This window comes from Sphaerotilus uruguayifluvii (assembly GCF_013294065.1).
Lineage (GTDB): Bacteria > Pseudomonadota > Gammaproteobacteria > Burkholderiales > Burkholderiaceae_C > Sphaerotilus > Sphaerotilus uruguayifluvii.
On the sequence record NZ_JABSNM010000001.1, the window covers coordinates 254,616 to 273,281 of the forward strand.

General features: G+C 72.1%; 19 protein-coding genes. 12 read left to right on the plus strand and 7 right to left on the minus strand.

Annotated features, from left to right (window positions below):
• The first annotated feature begins 6 nt into the window (after positions 1-6).
• The 3 genes from HNQ01_RS01120 to HNQ01_RS01130 all read left to right on the plus strand — a co-directional run bounded on the left by HNQ01_RS01120 (position 7) and on the right by HNQ01_RS01130 (position 2,460).
• Complete coding sequence (locus tag HNQ01_RS01120) at positions 7-765, plus strand: TlyA family RNA methyltransferase (RefSeq protein WP_173803470.1); 759 nt, start codon at positions 7-9, stop codon at positions 763-765.
• A gap of 52 nt (positions 766-817) precedes the next feature.
• Complete coding sequence (metF, locus tag HNQ01_RS01125) at positions 818-1,675, plus strand: methylenetetrahydrofolate reductase [NAD(P)H] (protein WP_173803471.1); 858 nt, start codon at positions 818-820, stop codon at positions 1,673-1,675.
• A gap of 179 nt (positions 1,676-1,854) precedes the next feature.
• The gene (locus HNQ01_RS01130; protein WP_173803472.1) at positions 1,855-2,460 is read left to right on the plus strand and encodes an OmpW/AlkL family protein; all 606 of its coding nucleotides are present in this window, start codon (positions 1,855-1,857) and stop codon (positions 2,458-2,460) included.
• A 143-nt stretch (positions 2,461-2,603) separates the two neighbouring features.
• Here the strand turns inward: HNQ01_RS01130 and HNQ01_RS01135 are convergent, their stop codons facing one another.
• The gene (locus HNQ01_RS01135; protein WP_173803473.1) at positions 2,604-3,200 is read right to left on the minus strand and encodes a 5-formyltetrahydrofolate cyclo-ligase; all 597 of its coding nucleotides are present in this window, start codon (positions 3,198-3,200) and stop codon (positions 2,604-2,606) included.
• A 210-nt stretch (positions 3,201-3,410) separates the two neighbouring features.
• On the opposite strand from HNQ01_RS01135, the gene HNQ01_RS01140 reads away from it, so the two are divergent.
• Positions 3,411-5,489 (plus strand): lytic transglycosylase domain-containing protein, encoded by a 2,079-nt coding sequence (locus tag HNQ01_RS01140; RefSeq protein ID WP_173803474.1) that lies wholly within the window; start codon positions 3,411-3,413, stop codon positions 5,487-5,489.
• A gap of 4 nt (positions 5,490-5,493) precedes the next feature.
• The gene (locus HNQ01_RS01145; RefSeq protein ID WP_173803475.1) at positions 5,494-6,459 is read left to right on the plus strand and encodes a complex I NDUFA9 subunit family protein; all 966 of its coding nucleotides are present in this window, start codon (positions 5,494-5,496) and stop codon (positions 6,457-6,459) included.
• Positions 6,460-6,490: 31 nt separating this feature from the next.
• Here the strand turns inward: HNQ01_RS01145 and HNQ01_RS01150 are convergent, their stop codons facing one another.
• Positions 6,491-7,108: a PEP-CTERM sorting domain-containing protein gene (locus HNQ01_RS01150; protein WP_173803476.1), complete on the minus strand. Its 618-nt coding sequence runs from the start codon at positions 7,106-7,108 to the stop codon at positions 6,491-6,493.
• Positions 7,109-7,299: 191 nt separating this feature from the next.
• Here HNQ01_RS01150 and HNQ01_RS01155 point away from each other — a divergent pair, with 191 nt between their 5' ends.
• Positions 7,300-8,532 carry a multifunctional CCA addition/repair protein gene (locus HNQ01_RS01155; RefSeq protein ID WP_173803477.1) on the plus strand — a complete coding sequence of 411 codons (1,233 nt, stop codon included), beginning with the start codon at positions 7,300-7,302 and terminating at the stop codon, positions 8,530-8,532.
• Positions 8,533-8,544: 12 nt separating this feature from the next.
• Here HNQ01_RS01155 and HNQ01_RS01160 read toward each other — a convergent pair whose 3' ends face one another.
• Together HNQ01_RS01160 and HNQ01_RS01165 are read right to left on the minus strand one after the other, a co-directional pair.
• Positions 8,545-8,736, minus strand: a complete 192-nt coding sequence (locus HNQ01_RS01160; protein ID WP_173803478.1) for a DUF2905 domain-containing protein — start codon at positions 8,734-8,736, stop codon at positions 8,545-8,547.
• 15 nt (positions 8,737-8,751) lie between these two features.
• The gene (locus tag HNQ01_RS01165) at positions 8,752-9,870 is read right to left on the minus strand and encodes a class I SAM-dependent methyltransferase (RefSeq protein ID WP_434801472.1); all 1,119 of its coding nucleotides are present in this window, start codon (positions 9,868-9,870) and stop codon (positions 8,752-8,754) included.
• 30 nt (positions 9,871-9,900) lie between these two features.
• Here HNQ01_RS01165 and HNQ01_RS01170 point away from each other — a divergent pair, with 30 nt between their 5' ends.
• Positions 9,901-10,272, plus strand: coding sequence for a dihydroneopterin aldolase (locus HNQ01_RS01170; protein WP_173803479.1), 372 nt, complete (start codon positions 9,901-9,903; stop codon positions 10,270-10,272).
• 25 nt (positions 10,273-10,297) lie between these two features.
• Here HNQ01_RS01170 and ppk2 read toward each other — a convergent pair whose 3' ends face one another.
• Complete coding sequence (ppk2, locus tag HNQ01_RS01175; protein WP_173803480.1) at positions 10,298-11,224, minus strand: polyphosphate kinase 2; 927 nt, start codon at positions 11,222-11,224, stop codon at positions 10,298-10,300.
• 129 nt (positions 11,225-11,353) lie between these two features.
• Here ppk2 and ttcA point away from each other — a divergent pair, with 129 nt between their 5' ends.
• A complete protein-coding gene (gene ttcA / locus HNQ01_RS01180) occupies positions 11,354-12,352 on the plus strand; it encodes a tRNA 2-thiocytidine(32) synthetase TtcA (protein ID WP_173803481.1) in 999 nt (332 codons plus the stop codon).
• A gap of 59 nt (positions 12,353-12,411) precedes the next feature.
• Positions 12,412-13,089, plus strand: a complete 678-nt coding sequence (locus HNQ01_RS01185; protein WP_173803482.1) for a DUF4136 domain-containing protein — start codon at positions 12,412-12,414, stop codon at positions 13,087-13,089.
• Here HNQ01_RS01185 and HNQ01_RS01190 read toward each other — a convergent pair.
• On the minus strand, positions 13,070-13,918 hold the full coding sequence (locus HNQ01_RS01190) for a DUF6279 family lipoprotein (protein ID WP_173803483.1): 849 nt from the start codon (positions 13,916-13,918) through the stop codon (positions 13,070-13,072). The two genes, HNQ01_RS01185 and HNQ01_RS01190, sit on opposite strands and share 20 nt — an antisense overlap.
• A gap of 121 nt (positions 13,919-14,039) precedes the next feature.
• Here HNQ01_RS01190 and glmU point away from each other — a divergent pair, with 121 nt between their 5' ends.
• Together glmU and HNQ01_RS01200 are read left to right on the plus strand one after the other, a co-directional pair.
• Positions 14,040-15,428 (plus strand): bifunctional UDP-N-acetylglucosamine diphosphorylase/glucosamine-1-phosphate N-acetyltransferase GlmU, encoded by a 1,389-nt coding sequence (gene glmU, locus HNQ01_RS01195; RefSeq protein WP_173803484.1) that lies wholly within the window; start codon positions 14,040-14,042, stop codon positions 15,426-15,428.
• Positions 15,425-15,862 (plus strand): J domain-containing protein, encoded by a 438-nt coding sequence (locus tag HNQ01_RS01200; protein WP_173803485.1) that lies wholly within the window; start codon positions 15,425-15,427, stop codon positions 15,860-15,862. The genes glmU and HNQ01_RS01200 overlap by 4 nt, the downstream gene beginning before the upstream one ends.
• Before the next feature lies 1 nt (position 15,863).
• Here HNQ01_RS01200 and HNQ01_RS01205 read toward each other — a convergent pair whose 3' ends face one another.
• Complete coding sequence (locus HNQ01_RS01205) at positions 15,864-16,352, minus strand: Lrp/AsnC family transcriptional regulator (RefSeq protein WP_173803486.1); 489 nt, start codon at positions 16,350-16,352, stop codon at positions 15,864-15,866.
• A 161-nt stretch (positions 16,353-16,513) separates the two neighbouring features.
• Here HNQ01_RS01205 and glmS point away from each other — a divergent pair, with 161 nt between their 5' ends.
• A complete protein-coding gene (gene glmS, locus HNQ01_RS01210; RefSeq protein WP_173803487.1) occupies positions 16,514-18,376 on the plus strand; it encodes a glutamine--fructose-6-phosphate transaminase (isomerizing) in 1,863 nt (620 codons plus the stop codon).
• Positions 18,377-18,666: the final 290 nt, after the last annotated feature.

Genomic DNA, 18,666 nt, shown 5'->3' on the forward strand with positions numbered 1-18,666 from the left:
GCCGAGATGCGTGCCGACCAGATGCTGGTGAGCCGCGGCCTGGCGCCGACGCGCTCGGCCGCGCAGCGGCTGATCGCCCAGGGCGCCGTGCGCTGGCTCGGGGCCCGGGGCTGGAGCGTGCCGCGCAAGGCCGGCGACGAGCTGCCCGAGGGCTGCGAGATCGAGATCACCGACGACGCCGAGCTGCGCTGGGTGTCGCGAGGGGGCCTGAAGCTCGACGGCGCGCTGGCGGCGACCGGGCTGGCGGTGGCCGGCCGGGTCGCGCTCGACGTCGGCCAGAGCACCGGCGGCTTCACCGACGTGCTGCTGGCGCGCGGCGCCGCGCGGGTGGTCGGCCTCGACGTCGGCCACGGCCAGCTGCACCCGCGGCTGCGCGCGGACGCCCGCGTCACCGCGCTGGAGGGCGTCAACGCGCGCCATCTGGTGGCGGCCGATCTGGGCGCGGCGTGTCCGGCCGAGGGCTTCGGCTTCATCACCGGCGACCTGTCCTTCATCTCGCTGGCGCTGGTGCTGCCGGCGCTGGCGCCGCTGCTGGCCCCGGCCGGCGATCTGCTGATGCTGGTCAAGCCGCAGTTCGAGCTGCAGCCCGGCGACATCGGCAAGGGCGGGCTGGTGAAGGACGCGGCCGCGCTGGCGCGGGTCGAGCCCAAGCTGCGCGAGGCCGCGGCCGGCTGCGGCCTCGCGGTGGTGGCCTGGCTCGACAGCCCGGTGACCGGCGGCGACGGCAACCGCGAATTCCTGATGCACGCGCGTCGCGCCGGCTGACCGGCCGAAGGCGTCGCGCCGACGATTTTCTCTCCCGCTGGAGACTTCTCCCATGACGACGACCCCCGCGGCCTCGCTGCCGCTGAGTCTCGAATTCTTCCCGCCGAAGACGCCCGAGGGCACGGCCAGGCTGGCGCAGGTGCGCCGCGAGCTCTATGTGCTGGAGCCGCAGTTCTGCTCGGTGACCTACGGCGCCGGCGGCAGCACGCAGGACGGCACGATCGGCGCCGTCCAGGCCATCCTCGACGAGGGCCGCGAGGCGGCCTCGCACTTCACCTGCATCGGCGCGACGCGCGAGTCGGTGCGCGAGCGCCTGGCGCAGTTCAAGGCGATGGGCCTGAAGCGCATCGTCGCGCTGCGCGGCGACCTGCCCAGCGGCTTCGGCCCGATGGGCGAGTTCCGCCACGCCAGCGACCTGGTGGGCTTCATCCGCGCCGAGACCGGCGACCACTTCCACATCGAGGTGGCGGCCTATCCCGAGATGCATCCGCAGGCGAAGTCGCCGCAGGCCGACGTGCAGGCCTTCGCGGCCAAGGCCCGCGCCGGCGCGAACTCGGCGATCACGCAGTTCTTCTTCAACTCGGACGCCTATTTCCGCTTCGTCGAGGAGGCGCAGGCGCTGGGCGCGGACATCCCGGTGGTGCCCGGCATCATGCCGATCACCAACTCCAGCGGCATCCTGCGCTTCGCCGACACCTGCGGCGCGGAAGTGCCGCGCTGGATCCGCCTGCGCCTGCAGAGCTTCGGCGACGACAGCGCCTCGATCCGCGCCTTCGGCCTGGACGTGGTGACCGACCTGTGCGAGCAGCTGCGCTGCGCCGGCGTGCCGGCGCTGCACTTCTACACGATGAACGCCAGCGCGACGGTGCTGGAGATCTGCCGCCGGCTCGAGCTGCTGCCGCACGCGTGATGCGCAAAAGCGACAGCGCGCGGGTGCGCATCTGACGCAGGTCAAGCCGGCTGCGCCCCGAGAGGCGCGCGGGCGGCGACTTGAGCCGCCGCAAGTCGACAGCCGGCGCGTCAGGCTCCAATGGATTCATGCCCGGTGCCAAGGAGGTGCCGGAAACCGAATTCCCTCAGGAGCCCGCCATGAACAAGACCTGCCTTGCCCTCGCTGCCGTTGCCGCCCTCGTCGCCACGCCGTTCGCCTCGGCCCAGACCGCGGCCGGCGACATCCTGGTGCGCGCCCGCGCGGTCAATCTCGACCCGGCCAACAAGGACACGGTTCCCGGTCTGGACGTGAGCATCAATCACAAGACCCTGCCGGAAGTCGACTTCACCTACTTCATCACGCCGAACCTGGCCGCCGAGCTGATCCTGACCTATCCGCAGAAGCAGGACGTCAAGGCCAACGGCACCAAGATCGGCACGCTGAAGCACCTGCCGCCGACCCTGACGGTCCAGTACCACTTCACCGACCTCGGCCTGGGCGGCTTCAAGCCCTACGTCGGCGCCGGCGTCAACTACACCCGCTTCTCGAACGTCGACCTGCCGGCCGGTCTGGACATCGACCGCAACAGCTTCGGCGGCGCGCTGCAGATCGGCACCGACTACATGATCGACAAGAACTGGTCGGTCAACCTGGACGTCAAGAAGGTCTGGATCCGCACCGACCTGAGCGCTGCCGGCACGACGCTGGGCACGATCAAGGTCGATCCGGTGCTGGTCGGCGTGGGCGTCGGCTACAAGTTCTGATCCCGGATCCGGATCCGATTGCGGGGTGACCGGGCGGCCTCAAGCGCCCGGGGGGCAGCGTCGGGGAGAGAGACCGCGGCCGTGGCAGGCAACTGCCACGGCCGCTCCCCTTTGCGGGAAGCCTTTGTCCGTTCGGGGCGAGGTCAGGCGTCGCGCTGCCAGACCGTGCCTTCCTCGGTCAGCATCGCGTCGAGCGGCACGTCGTGCGGCTCGGCCTCGAGCCAGGGAATGAAGCCGTGGCCGTAGCCGATGCCGGCGGTGTAGGGCATCGGATGCAGCGAGGCCAGCGTGCGGTCGTAGAAGCCGCCGCCGTAGCCCAGACGCACGCCCTTCGGCCCGAAGCCGACGCAGGGCACCAGCAGCAGCTCGGGGTGGAACTCCTCGGTGTCCTTGGGCTTGAGAATGCCGTAGGCGTCCTCCTCCATCGGGCAGCCCGGGTACCAGACATGGAAGCGCAGCTGGCGCGTCTTCTTGTCGATGACCGGCAGGCCGATGCGGCGCGAGGGGTCGGATTCGCTCCAGCGGTAGAGCGCCGGCAGCGCGTCGAACTCGCCCTTGATCGACCAGAACGCGCCGATCGTCTTCTCGGTGCGGGTCAGCAGCCAGACCATCAGCACCTCCTGCAGGTGGACCGAGCGCTGGTGGCGGTCGCTCATCGACATCCGCTCGGCCTGGAGCTGCTTGCGCAGCACGGCCTTGTCGCGGGGCGGATCGGGCAGCTTGAAGGTCGGAGTGGTCATCGCGGCGGCGCAGGGGGCATGGCGGATCGGTCGATTGTGCGTGCGTCGCTGCGCCGCGGCAAATCGGCGCGGGCCGATGGCCGGGCGCGCCACCCGACCTTGCATGCCCTCGTGCAGCCGGTCACGGTCGCCGCGCCTACACTCGGGTCCGGACGACCGCGCGCCGTCCGGCGGCCGGAACCCGGGGGCCGGCGATCCGACAAAGACACCATGACTCGAACCTCTCCTGCCCGTCGTGGCGGCACCGCACGCGCGGCGGCTGCCTCCGCCCTCGCGCTGGCTGCCAGCGTCTGCCTGCTGCTGCCGGCGACCACCGGCGCCCAGTCCTCCGACATCGTCGAGACCTCGGCGTCGAGCCGCACGCCCGAGCAGCGCCTGCTCGACGACCGGCTGGTCCAGGCGCGCGATGCGCTGCGCAAGCGCGACCGCGCGCGGCTGCGGGTGCACCGCGACACGCTGATCGAGGCGCGCCACCCGCTGGCGATGTGGGCCGACTACTGGGAGCTGGGCAACCGGCTGTCCGAGTCGACGCAGGACGAGGTCAACGCCTTCTACGCCCGCTGGAGCGGCAGCTATGTCGAGGACCGTCTGCGCAACGACTGGCTGCTCGAGCTCGGCCGGCGGCGCGACTGGCGCAACTTCGCCACCGACCATGCGCGCTACCGCATGAACGACGACCGCGAGGTCGCCTGCTACGCGATGGTGCTGCGCCACATGACCGGCGACGACGTGCGTGCGGCCGCGCGCACGGCCTGGTTCGCGCAGCGCGACGGCGACGACGGCTGCACGCTGCTGGCCTCGACGCTGTACGGCGCACGCCAGTTCGGCGCCTCCGACCTGTGGCTGAAGGCACGCCAGGCGGCCGAGGCGAAGAAGCTCAACGCCGCACGCCAGGCGCTGGGCGTGCTGGGCGAGGACGCCTCGGCGCTGCCGGAGCTCTTCGAGCAGCCGCAGCGCTTCCTGGCGCGGCGGGGCGATGCCGGCAGCCGCCAGGGCGTCGAGCTGATCCTGATGGCGCTGGCGCGCCTGGCCGCCGGGGACCCGGCGCAGGCCGCCGCCGAGCTGCAGAACCGCTGGCTGGCGCAGCTGCCGGTCGAGGCGCAGTCCTGGGCCTGGGGCACGGTCGCGCGCCAGGCGGCGATGAAGCTGATGCCCGAGGCCGACGGCTGGTTCCGCCGCGCCGGCCTGGGCGAGCGCGAGGTCGAGTGGAACGACGAGCCGCTGGCCTGGCGGGTGCGCGCGGCGCTGCGAAGCGACGAGGGCGACCGCTGGGCGCGCATCGTCGAGGCGATCGGCGCGATGAGCGCGACCGCGCAGGCCGACGCGACCTGGGTCTACTGGAAGGCGCGCAGCCTGCAGGCCAGCGCCCGCCCCGGCGCCGAGGGCGAGGCGCAGCGCAGCGCCGCGGCGCTGCTGCTCGAGCGCATCGCCGGCCAGCCGAACTTCTACGGCAAGCTCGCCGCCGAGGATCTCGGCCGGCCGCAGGCGCTGCCGCCGCGGCCCGCGCCGCTCAGCGCCGAGGAGCGCGTGCAGGCGGTGCGCCATGCCGGCCTGGGCCGCGCGATGGCGATGATCGCGCTGGGCCTGCGCAGCGAGGGCGTGCGCGAGTGGAACTTCTCGCTGCGCGACATGAGCGATCGCCAGCTGCTCGCCGCCGCCCAGCATGCCTGCGACAACCAGCTCTGGGACCGCTGCATCAACACCAGCGAGCGCACCCGCGAGGAGATCGACGTCGCGCAGCGCTTCCCGACGCCCTTCCGCGAGGACGTGCTGGCGGTCGCGCGCGAGGTCGGCATCGAGCCGGCCTTCGTCTACGGGCTGATCCGCCAGGAGTCGCGCTTCATCGTCGACGCGCGCTCCGGCGTCGGCGCCTCCGGTCTGATGCAGGTGATGCCGGCGACCGCGCGCTGGACCGCGCGCCGGCTCGGCATTCCCTACGGCGACGGCCAGATCACCGACCGGCTGACCAACCTGAAGCTGGGCACCGGCTACCTGAAGCTGGTGCTCGACGACATGGGCGGCTCGCAGGCGCTGGCCGCCGCCGGCTACAACGCCGGGCCGAACCGGCCGCGGCGCTGGCGCGACGGGCCGGTGATGGAGACGGCCGCCTGGGCCGAGACCATCCCGTTCACCGAGACACGCGACTATGTCAAGAAGGTGCTGTCCAATGCCAGCGACTACGCCGCGGTCCTCTCCGGCCGGCCGGTCGTGACGATCAAGCCGCGGCTGCAGCCGGCGATCGGCCCGCGGCCGGTCGGTGCGCCGCCTGAAAACCCCCAGCTCCCCTGATGCCATGGTCCCTCGCAAGCTGCTGATTCTCGGAGGCACCGGCTTTGTCGGTCGCTCGCTGGCCGCGCGCTGGGCGGCCGAGCCGGCCGCGGCCGGCAGCTCCATCGTCGTGCCCAGCCGCAGGCCGACCCGCGGCGGCGCGCTCGCGACGCTGCCGACGGTGCGCCGCGTGGCCGCCGACGTGCACGATCCGGCCACGCTGGAGCGGCTGCTCGAGGGCGTCGACGCGGTGGTCAACCTGGTCGCGATCCTGCACGGCAGCGCGGCGCAGTTCGAGGCTGCGCACGTCGTGCTGCCGCAGCGTCTGGCCGCGGCCTGCCAGCGTGCGGGCGTGTCGCGGCTGGTCCACGTCAGCGCGCTGGGCGTGCCCGACGGCGATCCGCAGTCGGCCCCGTCGCGCTACCTGCGCAGCAAGGCCGCCGGCGAGCAGGTGCTGCGCAGCGCCCCGGGGCTGGCGCTGACGATCCTGCGCCCGAGCGTGATCTTCGGCGCCGACGACCGCTTCATCCGCCTGTTCGCGCGGCTGCAGGCGCTGGCGCCGGTGATGGCGCTGGCCGGCGCGGACGCGCGCTTCCAGCCGGTCTGGGTCGAGGACGTGGCCGCGGCGCTGGTGCGCTGCCTGCTCGATCCGGCCACCGCGGGCCGGGTCATCGAGTGCGCCGGGCCGGAGATCTGGACGCTGGGCCAGCTGGTGCGGCTGGCCGGACGCTGGAGCGGTCACGAGCGCCCGGTGCTGCCGCTGCCGGACTGGGCCGGGCGGCTGCAGGCGGGCGCGCTGGGCCTGCTGCCGGGCGAGCCGCTGATGTCGGGCGACAACCTCGACTCGATGAAGGTGCCCAATGTCGCGACCGGGCGCCTGCCCGGGCTGGCGGCGCTGGGCATCCGGCCGTCCTCGGTCGGCGCGGTGATGGCGCCGCTGCTGGCGGGCGGACCGACCGACGCGGACCGGCGTCGCGCCGGCCGCGCCTGAGTCCCGCGGCGTCGGAGGCCGCGGGGCCGGCTCAGCGACGTGCCGCGCGGCGGCGCGTGGCCAGGCCGATCAGGCCCAGGCCGGACAGCATCATCGCCAGCGTCGAGGCCTCCGGCGCCGGCGAGGCGACGGTGTTCCAGGCCGACATCGTCAGGCGGTAGTTCCAGCCGGCGTTGCCGCCGCCGTCGAAGTCCCACCAGTGGTTGCGGTAGCCCATCACGCCGGCGTAGTAGGTGCCCGGATCGAGCTGCAGGTTGAAGGTCAGGCGGCTGAGGCCGTCGCCGGCGTCGTTGTCCAGCGCCGAGGCCAGCGTGCCGGTGGCCACCGAGCTGCCCTGGAACAGGCCGAGCACCGGCATCGCGCTGGCGCTGTCGGGCGTCAGCGTCAGCGTCAGCCACATCCTCTGCGGCAGCACGACGCTGTAGAAGTCCGTGGAGCTGCCCCCGGCCACATTGCTCATGCGCGAGCCGTCGACGCTCAGCGAGCTGTCCAGCGGCAGCGTGCCGAGCGACTGCGCCAGCGACAGCGCGTCGTTCCAGCCGATGCCCAGGGCCTCCTGCTCGGTGTAGGGCGCGGCCTGCGCGATCGCGCTGCCGGCGGCCAGTGCCAGCCCGAGCAGGGCGGCGCGAGAATGCTTCGTTACTGCCATGATGAGTGCTCCCTGTGCACCGTCTGCCCTGTCGCCGATCGGCGCTCACAATTGGTACGACGCAGTGCCACTGCATTATTGGACAGCATGAAACACTTCGATACCACCCCTGGGTTGCGGGAGGACCATTCGTGTCAATTGCAACGAAAGGCTCGCCCGACGAGCCGGTCGCTGCGCCGGGAGCGCGGCCGATGAAGGTCTTTCTCGTCGGCGGCGCGGTGCGTGACCGCCTGCTTGGCCGGGACGCGGGCGACCGGGACTGGGTCGTCGTCGGAGCGACCCCCGAGCTCATGGGTGCGGCCGGCTACCTGCCGGTCGGGCGCGACTTTCCGGTCTTCCTGCATCCGCGCACCCAGGAGGAATACGCGCTGGCGCGCACCGAGCGCAAGACCGGCCCCGGCTACCACGGCTTCGTCTTCCGCACCGGGCCGGAGGTGACGCTGGAGGACGACCTCTCGCGCCGCGACCTGACGATCAACGCGATGGCGCAGGACGAGGACGGCACGCTGGTCGATCCCTGGGGCGGCCAGGCGGACCTCGCGGCGCGGGTGCTGCGCCATGTCGGGCCGGCCTTTGCCGAGGATCCGGTGCGCATCCTGCGGCTGGCGCGCTTCGCGGCGCGCTTCGCCGACTTCTCGGTCGCGCCCGAGACGCTGGCGCTGTGCCGCGCGATGGTCGAGGCCGGCGAGGTCGACGCGCTCGTCCCCGAGCGGGTCTGGCAGGAGCTGTCGCGCGGGCTGATGGAGGCGCGGCCCTCGCGCATGATCGAGGTGCTGCGCGACTGCGGCGCGCTGGCGCGGCTGCTGCCGGAGGTGGATGCGCTCTTCGGCGTGCCGCAGCGCGCCGACTACCACCCGGAGGTCGACACCGGCGTGCACCTGATGATGGTGCTCGACATGGCCGAGCGGCTGGGCACCGCGCTGCCGGTGCGCTTCGCCTGCCTGGCGCACGACCTGGGCAAGGCGACGACGCCGGCCGACATCCTGCCGCGCCACCTCGGCCACGAAGGCCGCAGCGTGAAGCTGCTCGGGCCGCTGGCGGCACGGCTGCGCGTGCCGGTCGAGTGCCGCGAGCTGGCCGAGGTGGTGGCGCGCGAGCACGGCAATCTGCACGCCAGCGCCAGTTTCGGTGCGGAGGCGCTGGTGCGGCTCTTCGACCGCTGCGACGCCTGGCGCCGGCCCGAGCGCTTCGAGCAGGCGCTGCAGGCCTGCGAGTGCGACGCGCGCGGCCGGCTCGGCTTCGAGGAGCGGCCCTATCCGCAGGCCGACCGGCTGCGCGGCGCGCTGGCGGCGGCGCGCGCGGTCGACTCCGGGGCGGTCAGCGCCGAGGCGCTGGCGCGCGGCCTGAAGGGCCCGGCGATCGGCCAGGCGCTGCAGCAGGCGCGCATCGCGGCGGTGGCGGCGGCGGTGGCGGAGCCCGGCTGATCCGGCGCCGGATCAGAGCCAGCGCGCCAGCGCCAGCCCGACCAGCGTGATCAGCACGCTGGAGCCGAGCGGGAAATGCCAGGTGCGCCGGCCGACGCGCACGCTGAAGTCGCCCGGCACCCGGCCCAGGCCGAAGCGCTCCAGCCAGGGCTGCAGGCCGTTCCAGACCAGGCAGGTCAGCACGAAGACGATCAGCCAGCGCACAGCCCGGGCCTTCGTTCAGAGCGTGTGGCTGCGGTCGCCCGCGGCGAAGCCGATCGGGTCGAAGACCTCGGCCGGCGTCACGAAGCCGACCACCTTGAACAGCTCGCCCATCTCGTGCTCGGTGACGAGCTTCTGCGCCATTGCGCGCTCGCGCAGGTCGGCGCCCTCCAGGTCGGCGAGCAGGCCGCAGTTGAAGAGAAAGCGCGCCTGCGAGGTGTAGCCCAGCACCTCCAGCCCGGCATCCTGCCCGGCCAGCGCCACCGCGGTGAAGTCGACATGCGCGGTCAGGTCCTTGCGGCCGACGTCGACCAGCGGATCGGCGTCGGCCTGGTGGCCGCGGTGGCACATCAGCGTGCCGCCGGTGCGCTGCGGGTGATAGAACTCGTGCTCCGGGAAGCCGTAGTCGACGAAGAAGGCCGCGCCGCGCGCGAGCTGCGCCGCCAGCGTTCGGATGAAGCCGCTGGCCTGGCGCGGCAGCTCGGTGACGGTGCCGGGCAGGAAGGGGCCTTCCACCGGCGGGCGTTCCGCCGTCGGCCGGTCGGCCCAGGCGAAGCGGCCCTGCGCGTCCAGCGCCACGCCGCGCTCCAGCCACTGTGCGCCGTTCCAGTGCACCAGCATGACCGGCATCGCGTCGAGCACCTCGTTGCCGATGACCACGCCCTCGAAGCGCTCGGGCAGCGCGTCGGCCCAGTGCAGCTTGTCGAGGTGCTGCGGCACCCGCGCGGCGCAGGTCTGGCGCTGGCGCTCGCGCAGCGTGCCCGACAGGTCGACGATGGTGTAGCGCGTGATCCGGTCGCCCAGCGCCTCCAGCAGCTGCGAGGCCAGCGCGCCGGAGCCGGCGCCGAACTCCCACAGCTCGGCCGTGCCGGTGGCGTCGAGCGCCTGCGCGAGCTGGCGCGCCACCGCGCGGCCGAACAGCCCGGAGAGCTCCGGCGCGGTCACGAAGTCGCTGCCCGAGGCGGGCAGGGCACCGAACTGGCGGTCGCCGCCGCTGTAGTAGCCCAGGCCGGGCTGGTACAGCGCCAGCGCCATGAAATGCTCGAAGCCGATCCAGCCGTCGTGGCGGCGGATCTCGTCGGCGATGAGGAGGGCCAGCGGGTCGCTGGCTACACTGGGAGTGGAGGCGGCATTCACCCGCCGATTGTAGGAACCCGAGCCCTTTCCATGTCCACCACCCGCGGCACCCAGATCCTGACGCTCACCGGCCTGCGCTTCGATGCCAGCCTGGGCGTGCTCGAGCACGAGAAGGAGGCTCCCCAGCCGATCGCCGTCGACGTCGAGCTCAACCTCGGCAGCCAGCCGCTGCATCCGCGCGACGACGACCTGACCCATGTGCTCGACTACCGCCGCGTGCGCTCCATCGTCATCGAGGAATGCACCGCCCGCCACGTCAACCTGCTCGAGAGCCTGATCGGCCAGGTCGCCTCGCGGCTGATGGACCTGCCCGGCGTGCTGGGCGTGCGGGTGAAGATCGCCAAGCTGGAGATCTTCGACGACTGCGAGGTCGCGATCCGCATCGAGACCGGCCAGTGGTGAGCCGGTCCGGCCGGAGGATCCCGCGTCAGTAGACCTCGGGCACGAACAGCTCCGGCGCGACCGGGCTGCGGGTGTAGTCCTCGTGGCGCTCGCGCTCGGGCAGCGCGATCAGCGGCTGCTCGACGTCCCCGTAGGGGATCTGGCCGAGCAGGTGATGGATGCAGTTCAGGCGCGCGCGCTTCTTGTCGTCGGCGGCCACGATCCACCACGGCGCCTCCGCGATGTGGGTGCGCTCGAGCATCACCTCCTTGGCCTTGGTGTAGTCCTCCCAGCGCCGGCGCGACTCCAGGTCCATCGGGCTGAGCTTCCACTGCTTCAGCGGGTCGTGGATGCGCGCCAGGAAGCGCACGCGCTGCTCGTCGTCCGAGATCGAGAACCAGTACTTGATGACCTGGATGCCGGAGCGCACCAGCATGCGCTCGAACTCCGGCGCGGAGCGGAAGAACTCCTCGTACTGGTCGTCGGTGCAGAAGCCCATGACGCGCTCGACGCCGGCGCGGTTGTACCAGGAGCGGTCGAACAGCACGATCTCGCCGCCGGCGGGCAGGTGCGAGACATAGCGCTGGAAATACCACTGGGTGCGCTCGCGGTCGTTGGGCGCCGGCAGCGCGGCGACCCGGCAGACGCGCGGATTCAGGCGCTGGGTGATGCGCTTGATCACGCCGCCCTTGCCGGCGGCGTCGCGGCCCTCGAACAGGATGACGACCTTGTGCCCCGTCGCCACCACCCAGTCCTGCAGCCGCACCAGCTCGGCCTGCAGGCGCAGCAGCTCGCTGAAGTAGCGCCGGCGCGACTCGGCATCGGAGCCGGCGGCCGGCTGCCCCTCGGCCAGGGCCGTCGCGTCGAGGTGGCGGTCCTCGAACTCCAGCTCGATCTCCTCGTCCAGGTCGTCGCGCAGGTCGCGGTGCAGGCGGCGCATCAGGTCGTCGTCGGGGGGCAGGGTCGTGTTCATGGGCGGCAAGGGCAGCAGGGTCCGACCGGGATGCTGGCGTCCTGTCGTGGCGGGGCCGTGACAGCGCGCGCGCCGCGGGCATCCCCGCACGGCCCGTGGCGATGCGCTTGACCGACAATCCCGCCCATCATGCAGACCTCCGAACCCACCTCCACCGCCCAGCCGACCGAGGCCGAGCGCCGTGCCGCGCACGAGATCAACAAGCTGTCCAAGCGCCTGCACCGCCAGGTCGGCCAGGCGATCACCGACTACAACATGATCGAGGACGGCGACCGCGTGATGGTCTGCCTCTCGGGCGGCAAGGACAGCTACTCGCTGCTCGACATCCTGCTGAACCTGCAGCAGCGCGCGCCGATCAGCTTCTCGATCGTCGCGGTCAACCTCGACCAGAAGCAGCCGGGCTTCCCGGCCGACGTGCTGCCGGCCTATCTGAAGAGCCGCGGCGTCGACTTCCACATCGAGAACCAGGACACCTACTCGGTGGTCAAGCGCGTGATTCCCGAGGGCGACACGATGTGCAGCCTGTGCTCGCGGCTGCGCCGCGGCATCCTGTACCGCGTCGCCGGCGAGCTGGGCGCCAACAAGATCGCGCTGGGCCACCACCGCGACGACTTCCTCGGCACCGTCTTCCTGAACCTGTTCTTCCAGGGCCGCCTGAAGGGCATGCCGCCGAAGCTGGTCAGCGACGACGGCCGCCACACCGTGATCCGCCCGCTGGCCTATGTCGCCGAGACCGACATCGAGCGCTGGGCCGCGCACCGCCAGTTCCCGATCATCCCGTGCAGCCTGTGCGGCAGCCAGGAGAACCTGCAGCGCGTGCAGGTGAAGAAGATGCTGCGCGAGTGGGACCAGAAGTTCCCGGGCCGCATCGACAACATGCACCGCGCCTTCAGCCATGTGGTCCCGTCGCACCTGATGGACCGCAAGCTCTTCCCCTTCGAGACCATCCGCCCGACCGGCAAGGCCGACCCGATGGGCGACAAGGCCTTCGACCACGACGATGATGAGGACGACGACGCCTGCGCGACGCCGTCCGCCGCCGAGGCGGGACTGCCGGCCGAGGCCGCGATCTCGCTGGAGGCGCTGCGCCGCACGCTGACGTCCCCGGCCGCGCCGTCGCAGGACTGACGCGCCCCGCCCCGGACCCGACCGGGCGCGCCCGGATGACCCCGCCAGGAGACTGCCCGATGGACACGATGACCGCTTCGTCCCTGCTCCCATGCACGGACCCGGGCATGCGCCGCCGGCGCCTGCTGGCGCTGGGCGCGCTGGCGCCGCTGGCCGCGCTGCTGCCGGGCTGCGCGCTGCTGAAGCAGATCAGCGTCGACGTGGCGACCTTCGGCGCCTGGCCGGCCGGGCGCCGGCCGGGCCGCTACGCCTTCGACCGGCTGCCCTCGCAGCAGGCCGATGCGGCCGCGCAGCAGCAGCTCGAGCAGGCCGCGGCGCAGGCGCTGGCGCAGGCCGGCTTCGGCCCGGCCGCCAGCACCGCCCAGGCCGACGTGCTGGTGCAGCTCGACGGCCGGCGCAGCCGGGTGCTGTCGCCGTTCGCCGATCCCTGGCCCGGGCCTGTCGCGCCGCTGCGCCGCGTGCCGCCGCCGCCCGACCGGCGCATCCACGGCTCGGTGGGCATCGGCGTGGGCACGGGCTTCGGCGCCGGCTTCGGCTGGCAGGAGGTCTACGAGCGCCAGCAGCTGCTGATGCTGCTGGTCGACCGCGCCAGCCGCGAGCGCCTGCTCGAGATCCGCATCGAGCACGAGGCGCGCTACTCGGGGCCCGAATACCTGCCGCTGCTGTTCGGCGCCGGCCTGCAGGGCTTCCCGGATCTGCCGGCCGGCGCGCGCCGGGTCACGGTCCAGCTGCCGTGACCGGGGCGCCCGCGGCGCGCAGGTCGCGGGCCCAGCCCTGCAGCCGCTCGGCGGCGTCGCGCCGCTGCCCGGCGTCGGTGCGGTTGTGCAGGTCGGCGGCCAGCTCGCACTGGAAGCGCAGCAGCTGCTCGCGGTACTGGCGCGCTTCCTGTTCGTCCGGCTCGACCGCGCGCCGCGCCAGCGCCTGCAGCAGCGCGGCGCGCCGCTCGCGCTCGGGCGTGGTCCGCAGCGCCTGCAGCGTCTCGATCAGGTCGCGCTGCTGGCGCTGGCGCTCGGCCATCCAGCGCACCGGATCCCAGGGCGAGGCACGCAGCCGCTCGCCGACGAAGCGCCGCTGCGCCGCGTCCAGCCGGCCGTAGACCAGCTCGGCGCGGTCGATGACACGCTCGCGCGAGGCGCGCTGGCGCTGGTCGGCGTCGCCGCGCAGGAAGCGGTCGCGCCAGTCGCGGTTGTCCTCGTCGAGCGCCTGCTGCAGGTGGCGCAGCTGCGCGTCGCTCAGGCCGGCGAGCACGTCGGCCAGCGGCCCGGAGGCCAGCGTCTGCAGATAGAGCGCCTGGCGGTCGACCAGCGTCTGCCACCAGCGGCAGGTGCGCTCGGTCCGGGTGTCGGCGCTGGCCTCGCGCGCCAAGTCCTCGAGCAGCGCGGTGTCCTCGCCGAGCGGGCGGCGACGGTGCCAGTCGAGCCACTGCGCCAGCGCCTGACGCACCCGCGGCGCCTGCGCGTCGTCGAAGTCGAAGCGCCGGTCCAGCCACCACCAGGCCAGCGTGTCGGCCTGCCGATAGGCCAGACCGACCGTGCTGCACCCGGACAGGGGGAGGATCAGAGCCAAAACCGACACGAGCTGCCACCACTTAAGGCTGCAGAGTCGTCGTGGCGCCATGGCAATCCGGATAATCCGCGATTCGACACCGTCCGGAACATTCGGAACACGCTTGAGAGAGGATCTGCGCATGTCGCTCGATGTTGTGATCATGGCCGCTGGCAAGGGCACGCGGATGAAGTCTGCCCGCCCGAAGGTATTGCACCCGCTCGCTGGTCGGCCCCTATTGCAGCACGTCCTCGAGACCGGCATCGGACTGGGGGCGGAACGCCTGATCACCGTGACCGGCCATGGCGCCGAGCAGGTCGAGCAGGCGATGCGCCGCGCGCTGCCTGACGCGCCGCTGGCCTTCGTGCGCCAGGAGCCGCAGCTCGGCACCGGCCACGCGGTGCAGCAGGCGGTGCCGGAACTGCCCGAGTCGGGTACCACGCTGATCCTGAACGGCGACGTGCCGCTGGTCAAGGCGGAAACCGCCCGGGCGCTGATCCAGGCCTGCGCCGGCGAGCGGCTGGTGCTGCTGACGGTCGTGCTGGCCGATCCGACCGGCTACGGCCGCATCGTGCGCGAGGGCGAGGCGGTGCGCGCCATCGTCGAGCACAAGGACGCCACCCCTGAGCAGCGCCAGATCCGCGAGGGCTACACCGGCATGATGGCCGCGCCCACCGCGCACCTGAAGCGCTGGCTGGCCAGGCTGAGCAACGACAACGCCCAGAAGGAGTACTACCTGACCGACATCGTCGCGATGGCGGTGGCCGACGGCGTGCCGGTCGTCGCGACCCAGGCCACCGGCGAGACCGAGGTGCTGGGCGTCAACAGCCCGGTGCAGCTCGCCGACCTGGAGCGCCGCTTCCAGCGCGAGCAGGCCGACGCGCTGATGGAGGCCGGCGTGCGGCTGATGGACCCGGCGCGCTTCGACCTGCGCGGCACGCTGTCGTGCGGCCGCGATGTCGCCATCGACGTCAACTGCGTCTTCGAGGGCACGGTCGTGCTGGGCGACGACGTGCAGATCGGCGCCAACTGCGTGATCCGCAACGCCCGCATCGCCGCCGGCGCGGTGATCCACCCCTTCACCTGCATCGACGGCGAGGCGGCCGGCGCCGAGGTCGGCGAGGGCGCGCTGGTCGGGCCGTTCGCGCGGCTGCGCCCCGGCGCCCGGCTGGGCCGCGAGGTGCACATCGGCAACTTCGTCGAGGTCAAGAACTCGACGCTGGCCGACGGCGCCAAGGCCAACCACCTGGCCTACCTGGGCGACGCCACCGTGGGCGAGCGCGTCAACTACGGTGCCGGCAGCATCACCGCCAACTACGACGGTGCCAACAAGCACCGCACCGTCATCGAGAACGACGTGCACATCGGCTCGAACTGCGTGCTGGTCGCGCCGATCACCGTCGGCGCCGGCGCCACCGTCGGCGGCGGCTCGACGATCACGAAGAACGTCGGCGCCGGCGAGCTGGCCGTCGCGCGTGGCAAGCAGCTCTCGATCGGCGGCTGGAGCCGTCCGGTCAAGGCCAAGAAATGAACGCCACTGCCGGCACCGGCGGTCTGGCCGGCCTGTGGCGCAGCCTGTCGGGCACGCGGCCGGCGGCCGCGTCGTCCGCGCCGGCCCCGGCGCCCGCCCCGGTGCCGGCCGGCGTGCTGCCGATCGAGCCGACGCACTACCAGCGCCTGGGCCTGCCGGAGGACTGCACCGAGGCCGAAATCGAGATCGCCTGGCACCGCGTCGCCGCCGGCCTGCTGCCGCCGCGACCGCCGGGCGAGCGCCTGAAGCCGCCGCCCGCCAGTGCAGGCACCGCCGAGGAGGCGCGCACCGAGCAGATGCGCTCCGACGACCGCCGCCTGGCGCGCGCGGTGCTGGGCGATCCGGTGCGACGCGCGGTCTACGACGCCTGGCTGGCGCGCGAGCGTGCGGCGCGGCCGCCGCAGGGCTGGATGTCGAAGCTGCGCGGGCGCTGAGTCAGTCGAGCGGCTTCGCGGGCAGCGTGATCTGCAGGCCGCTCTTGGCGCGGTGCACGCTGAAGAAGCAGCGCACGTTGCGCACGTTCACGTCGCTGGTGAACAGGCGCTGCGCCAGCGCCTGATAGGCCGGCATGTCGGCGACCTGCGCGATCAGCACGAAGTCCGGGCCGCCCTGCGTGCGGTAGCACTGCTGCACGCCCGGCTCGGCCACCGCGCGCGCCTCGAAGGCCTCGATGCGGTCGATGGCCTGGCGGTCGAGCGTGATCTCGACGATCGCGGTCAGGCCGTGGCCGAGCGCCTCGGGCGACAGGATCGCGACGGTGCGCTCGATGATGCCGGCATCGGTGAGCCGCTTGACGCGGCGCAGGCTGGTCGCGGCCGAGACATGGACCGCCTCGGCGATCGCCTGGTTCGAGCGCGACGCATCGCGCTGCAGCTCGTCGAGCAGCTTCAGATCGATGGCGTCCACCGAGATGGGGGTCGTCATGATTGCAATCTTTCCTCAAGAAATGACTTCAAATTGTTATTTCATTGCATTCTGATTGCAAGGAGATGTTTTGAGTCAAAAGCGATAATTTTTTGCTCATTCATTTCACACGAGTCTGCCTACCATGCGGGCCTGCTTCCACTTCCTGAGGGCAAACACCCATGTGCGGCATCGTCGGCGCGGTCAGTCAGCGCAACATCGTCCCCATCCTGATCCAGGGTCTGCAGCGGCTCGAGTACCGCGGCTATGACTCCTGCGGCGTCGCGGTGCACCAGGGCGGCGGTCTGCGCCGCACCCGCAGCACCTCGCGCGTGGCCGAGCTGGACGCGCAGGTCGCGCAGGAAGGCGTCGAAGGCCTGATCGGCATCGCGCACACCCGCTGGGCCACGCACGGCGTGCCGGCGGTGCACAACGCCCACCCGCACTTCTCGCACGGCCCGGGCACGGACGCCAAGAGCGCGCGCGCCGGCCGCATCGCGCTGGTGCACAACGGCATCATCGAGAACCACGACGAGCTGCGCGACGAGCTGAAGGGCCGGGGCTACGAGTTCGTCAGCCAGACCGACACCGAGGTCATCGCGCACCTGGTCGACTCGCTGTACGACGGCGACCTGTTCGCCGCGGTCGAGGCCGCGCTGCCGCGCCTGAAGGGCGCCTACGCGATCGCCGTCTTCTGCCAGGACGAGCCGCAGCGCGTCGTCGGCGCCCGCGAGGGCTCGCCGCTGGTGCTGGGCGTCGGCCAGGGCGAGAACTTCCTCGCCTCCGACGCGATGGCGCTGGCCGGCGTGACCGACCAGATCATCTACCTGGAAGAGGGCGACGCGGTCGACCTGCAGCAGGGCAAGTACTGGATCACCGCCCGGGGCGAAGGCGGCGCGCGCGTGCGCGTCGAGCGTCCGGTCAAGACGGTCAACGCCCACAGTGGCGCGGCCGAGCTGGGCCCGTACCGCCACTACATGCAGAAGGAGATCTTCGAGCAGCCGCGCGCCATCGCCGACACGCTCGAGGGCATCGAGGCGATCACGCCGGAGCTGTTCGGCGACGGCGCCGCCGACGTGTTCGCGCAGGTCGACAAGGTGCTGATCCTGGCCTGCGGCACCAGCTCCTACAGCGGCCTGACCGCCAAGTACTGGCTGGAGTCGATCGCCAAGATCCCCTGCGCGGTCGAGATCGCCAGCGAGTACCGCTACCGCGAGAGCGTGCCCGACCCGAAGACGCTGGTGGTCACCATCAGCCAGAGCGGCGAGACCGCCGACACGCTGGCCGCGCTCAAGCACGCGCGCTCGCTGGGCATGGAGCAGACGCTGACCGTCTGCAACGTCGGCACCAGCGCGATGGTGCGCGAGTGCAAGCTGGCCTTCATCACGCACGCCGGCGCCGAGATCGGCGTGGCCTCGACCAAGGCCTTCACGACGCAGCTGGTCGCGCTGTTCCTGCTGACGCTGGTGCTGGCCAAGCAGCGCGGCTCCATCCCCGAGACCGGCCTGGAAGCCGGCCTGCGCAACCTGCGCCACCTGCCGGCCGCCGTGCAGTCGGTGCTGGCGCTGGAGCCGCAGATCATCGCCTGGGCCGAGCTGTTCACGCCCAAGCAGAACGCGCTGTTCCTGGGCCGCGGCCGCCACTACCCGATCGCGCTGGAAGGCGCGCTCAAGCTCAAGGAAATCAGCTACATCCACGCCGAGGCCTATCCCGCAGGCGAACTCAAGCACGGCCCGCTGGCGCTGGTCGACGCCTCGATGCCGGTGGTCACGGTCGCGCCGAACGACCAGCTGCTGGAAAAGCTCAAGAGCAACATGCAGGAAGTGCGCGCGCGCGGCGGCGAGCTGTTCGTCTTCGCCGACGCCGACACCCGCATCGAGAACGAGCCGGGCGTGCACGTCATCCGCATGCCGGAGCACTACGGCGCGCTCAGCCCGATCCTGCACGTCGTGCCGCTGCAGATGCTGGCCTACCACACCGCCTGCGCCCGCGGCACCGACGTCGACAAGCCGCGCAATCTGGCGAAGTCGGTGACGGTGGAGTGATCTAGTCGTTAGGCCTGACTGGAACAAATAAAGTCGGTCGGTGAGAAATAAAGTTGGTCGGGACGCTCCGGATTGCGAAAGCCGGCTGCTCCCCGCCAACTTGACATCTGCCGAGCGCCCAGCGCACCTTGCCTTTCACCGCGTGCATCTCAAGAGCGACTGGATCAGACTGGTCAGAGTCATTCACGGCAGACGGTCCGAGCGACCGCCGCGTTCGTCACCCGACATTCGATGTGCTGCGGCTCGTATGACCGCTGCGCATCGGAGACCGGGTACTCGATAGGGTGCGG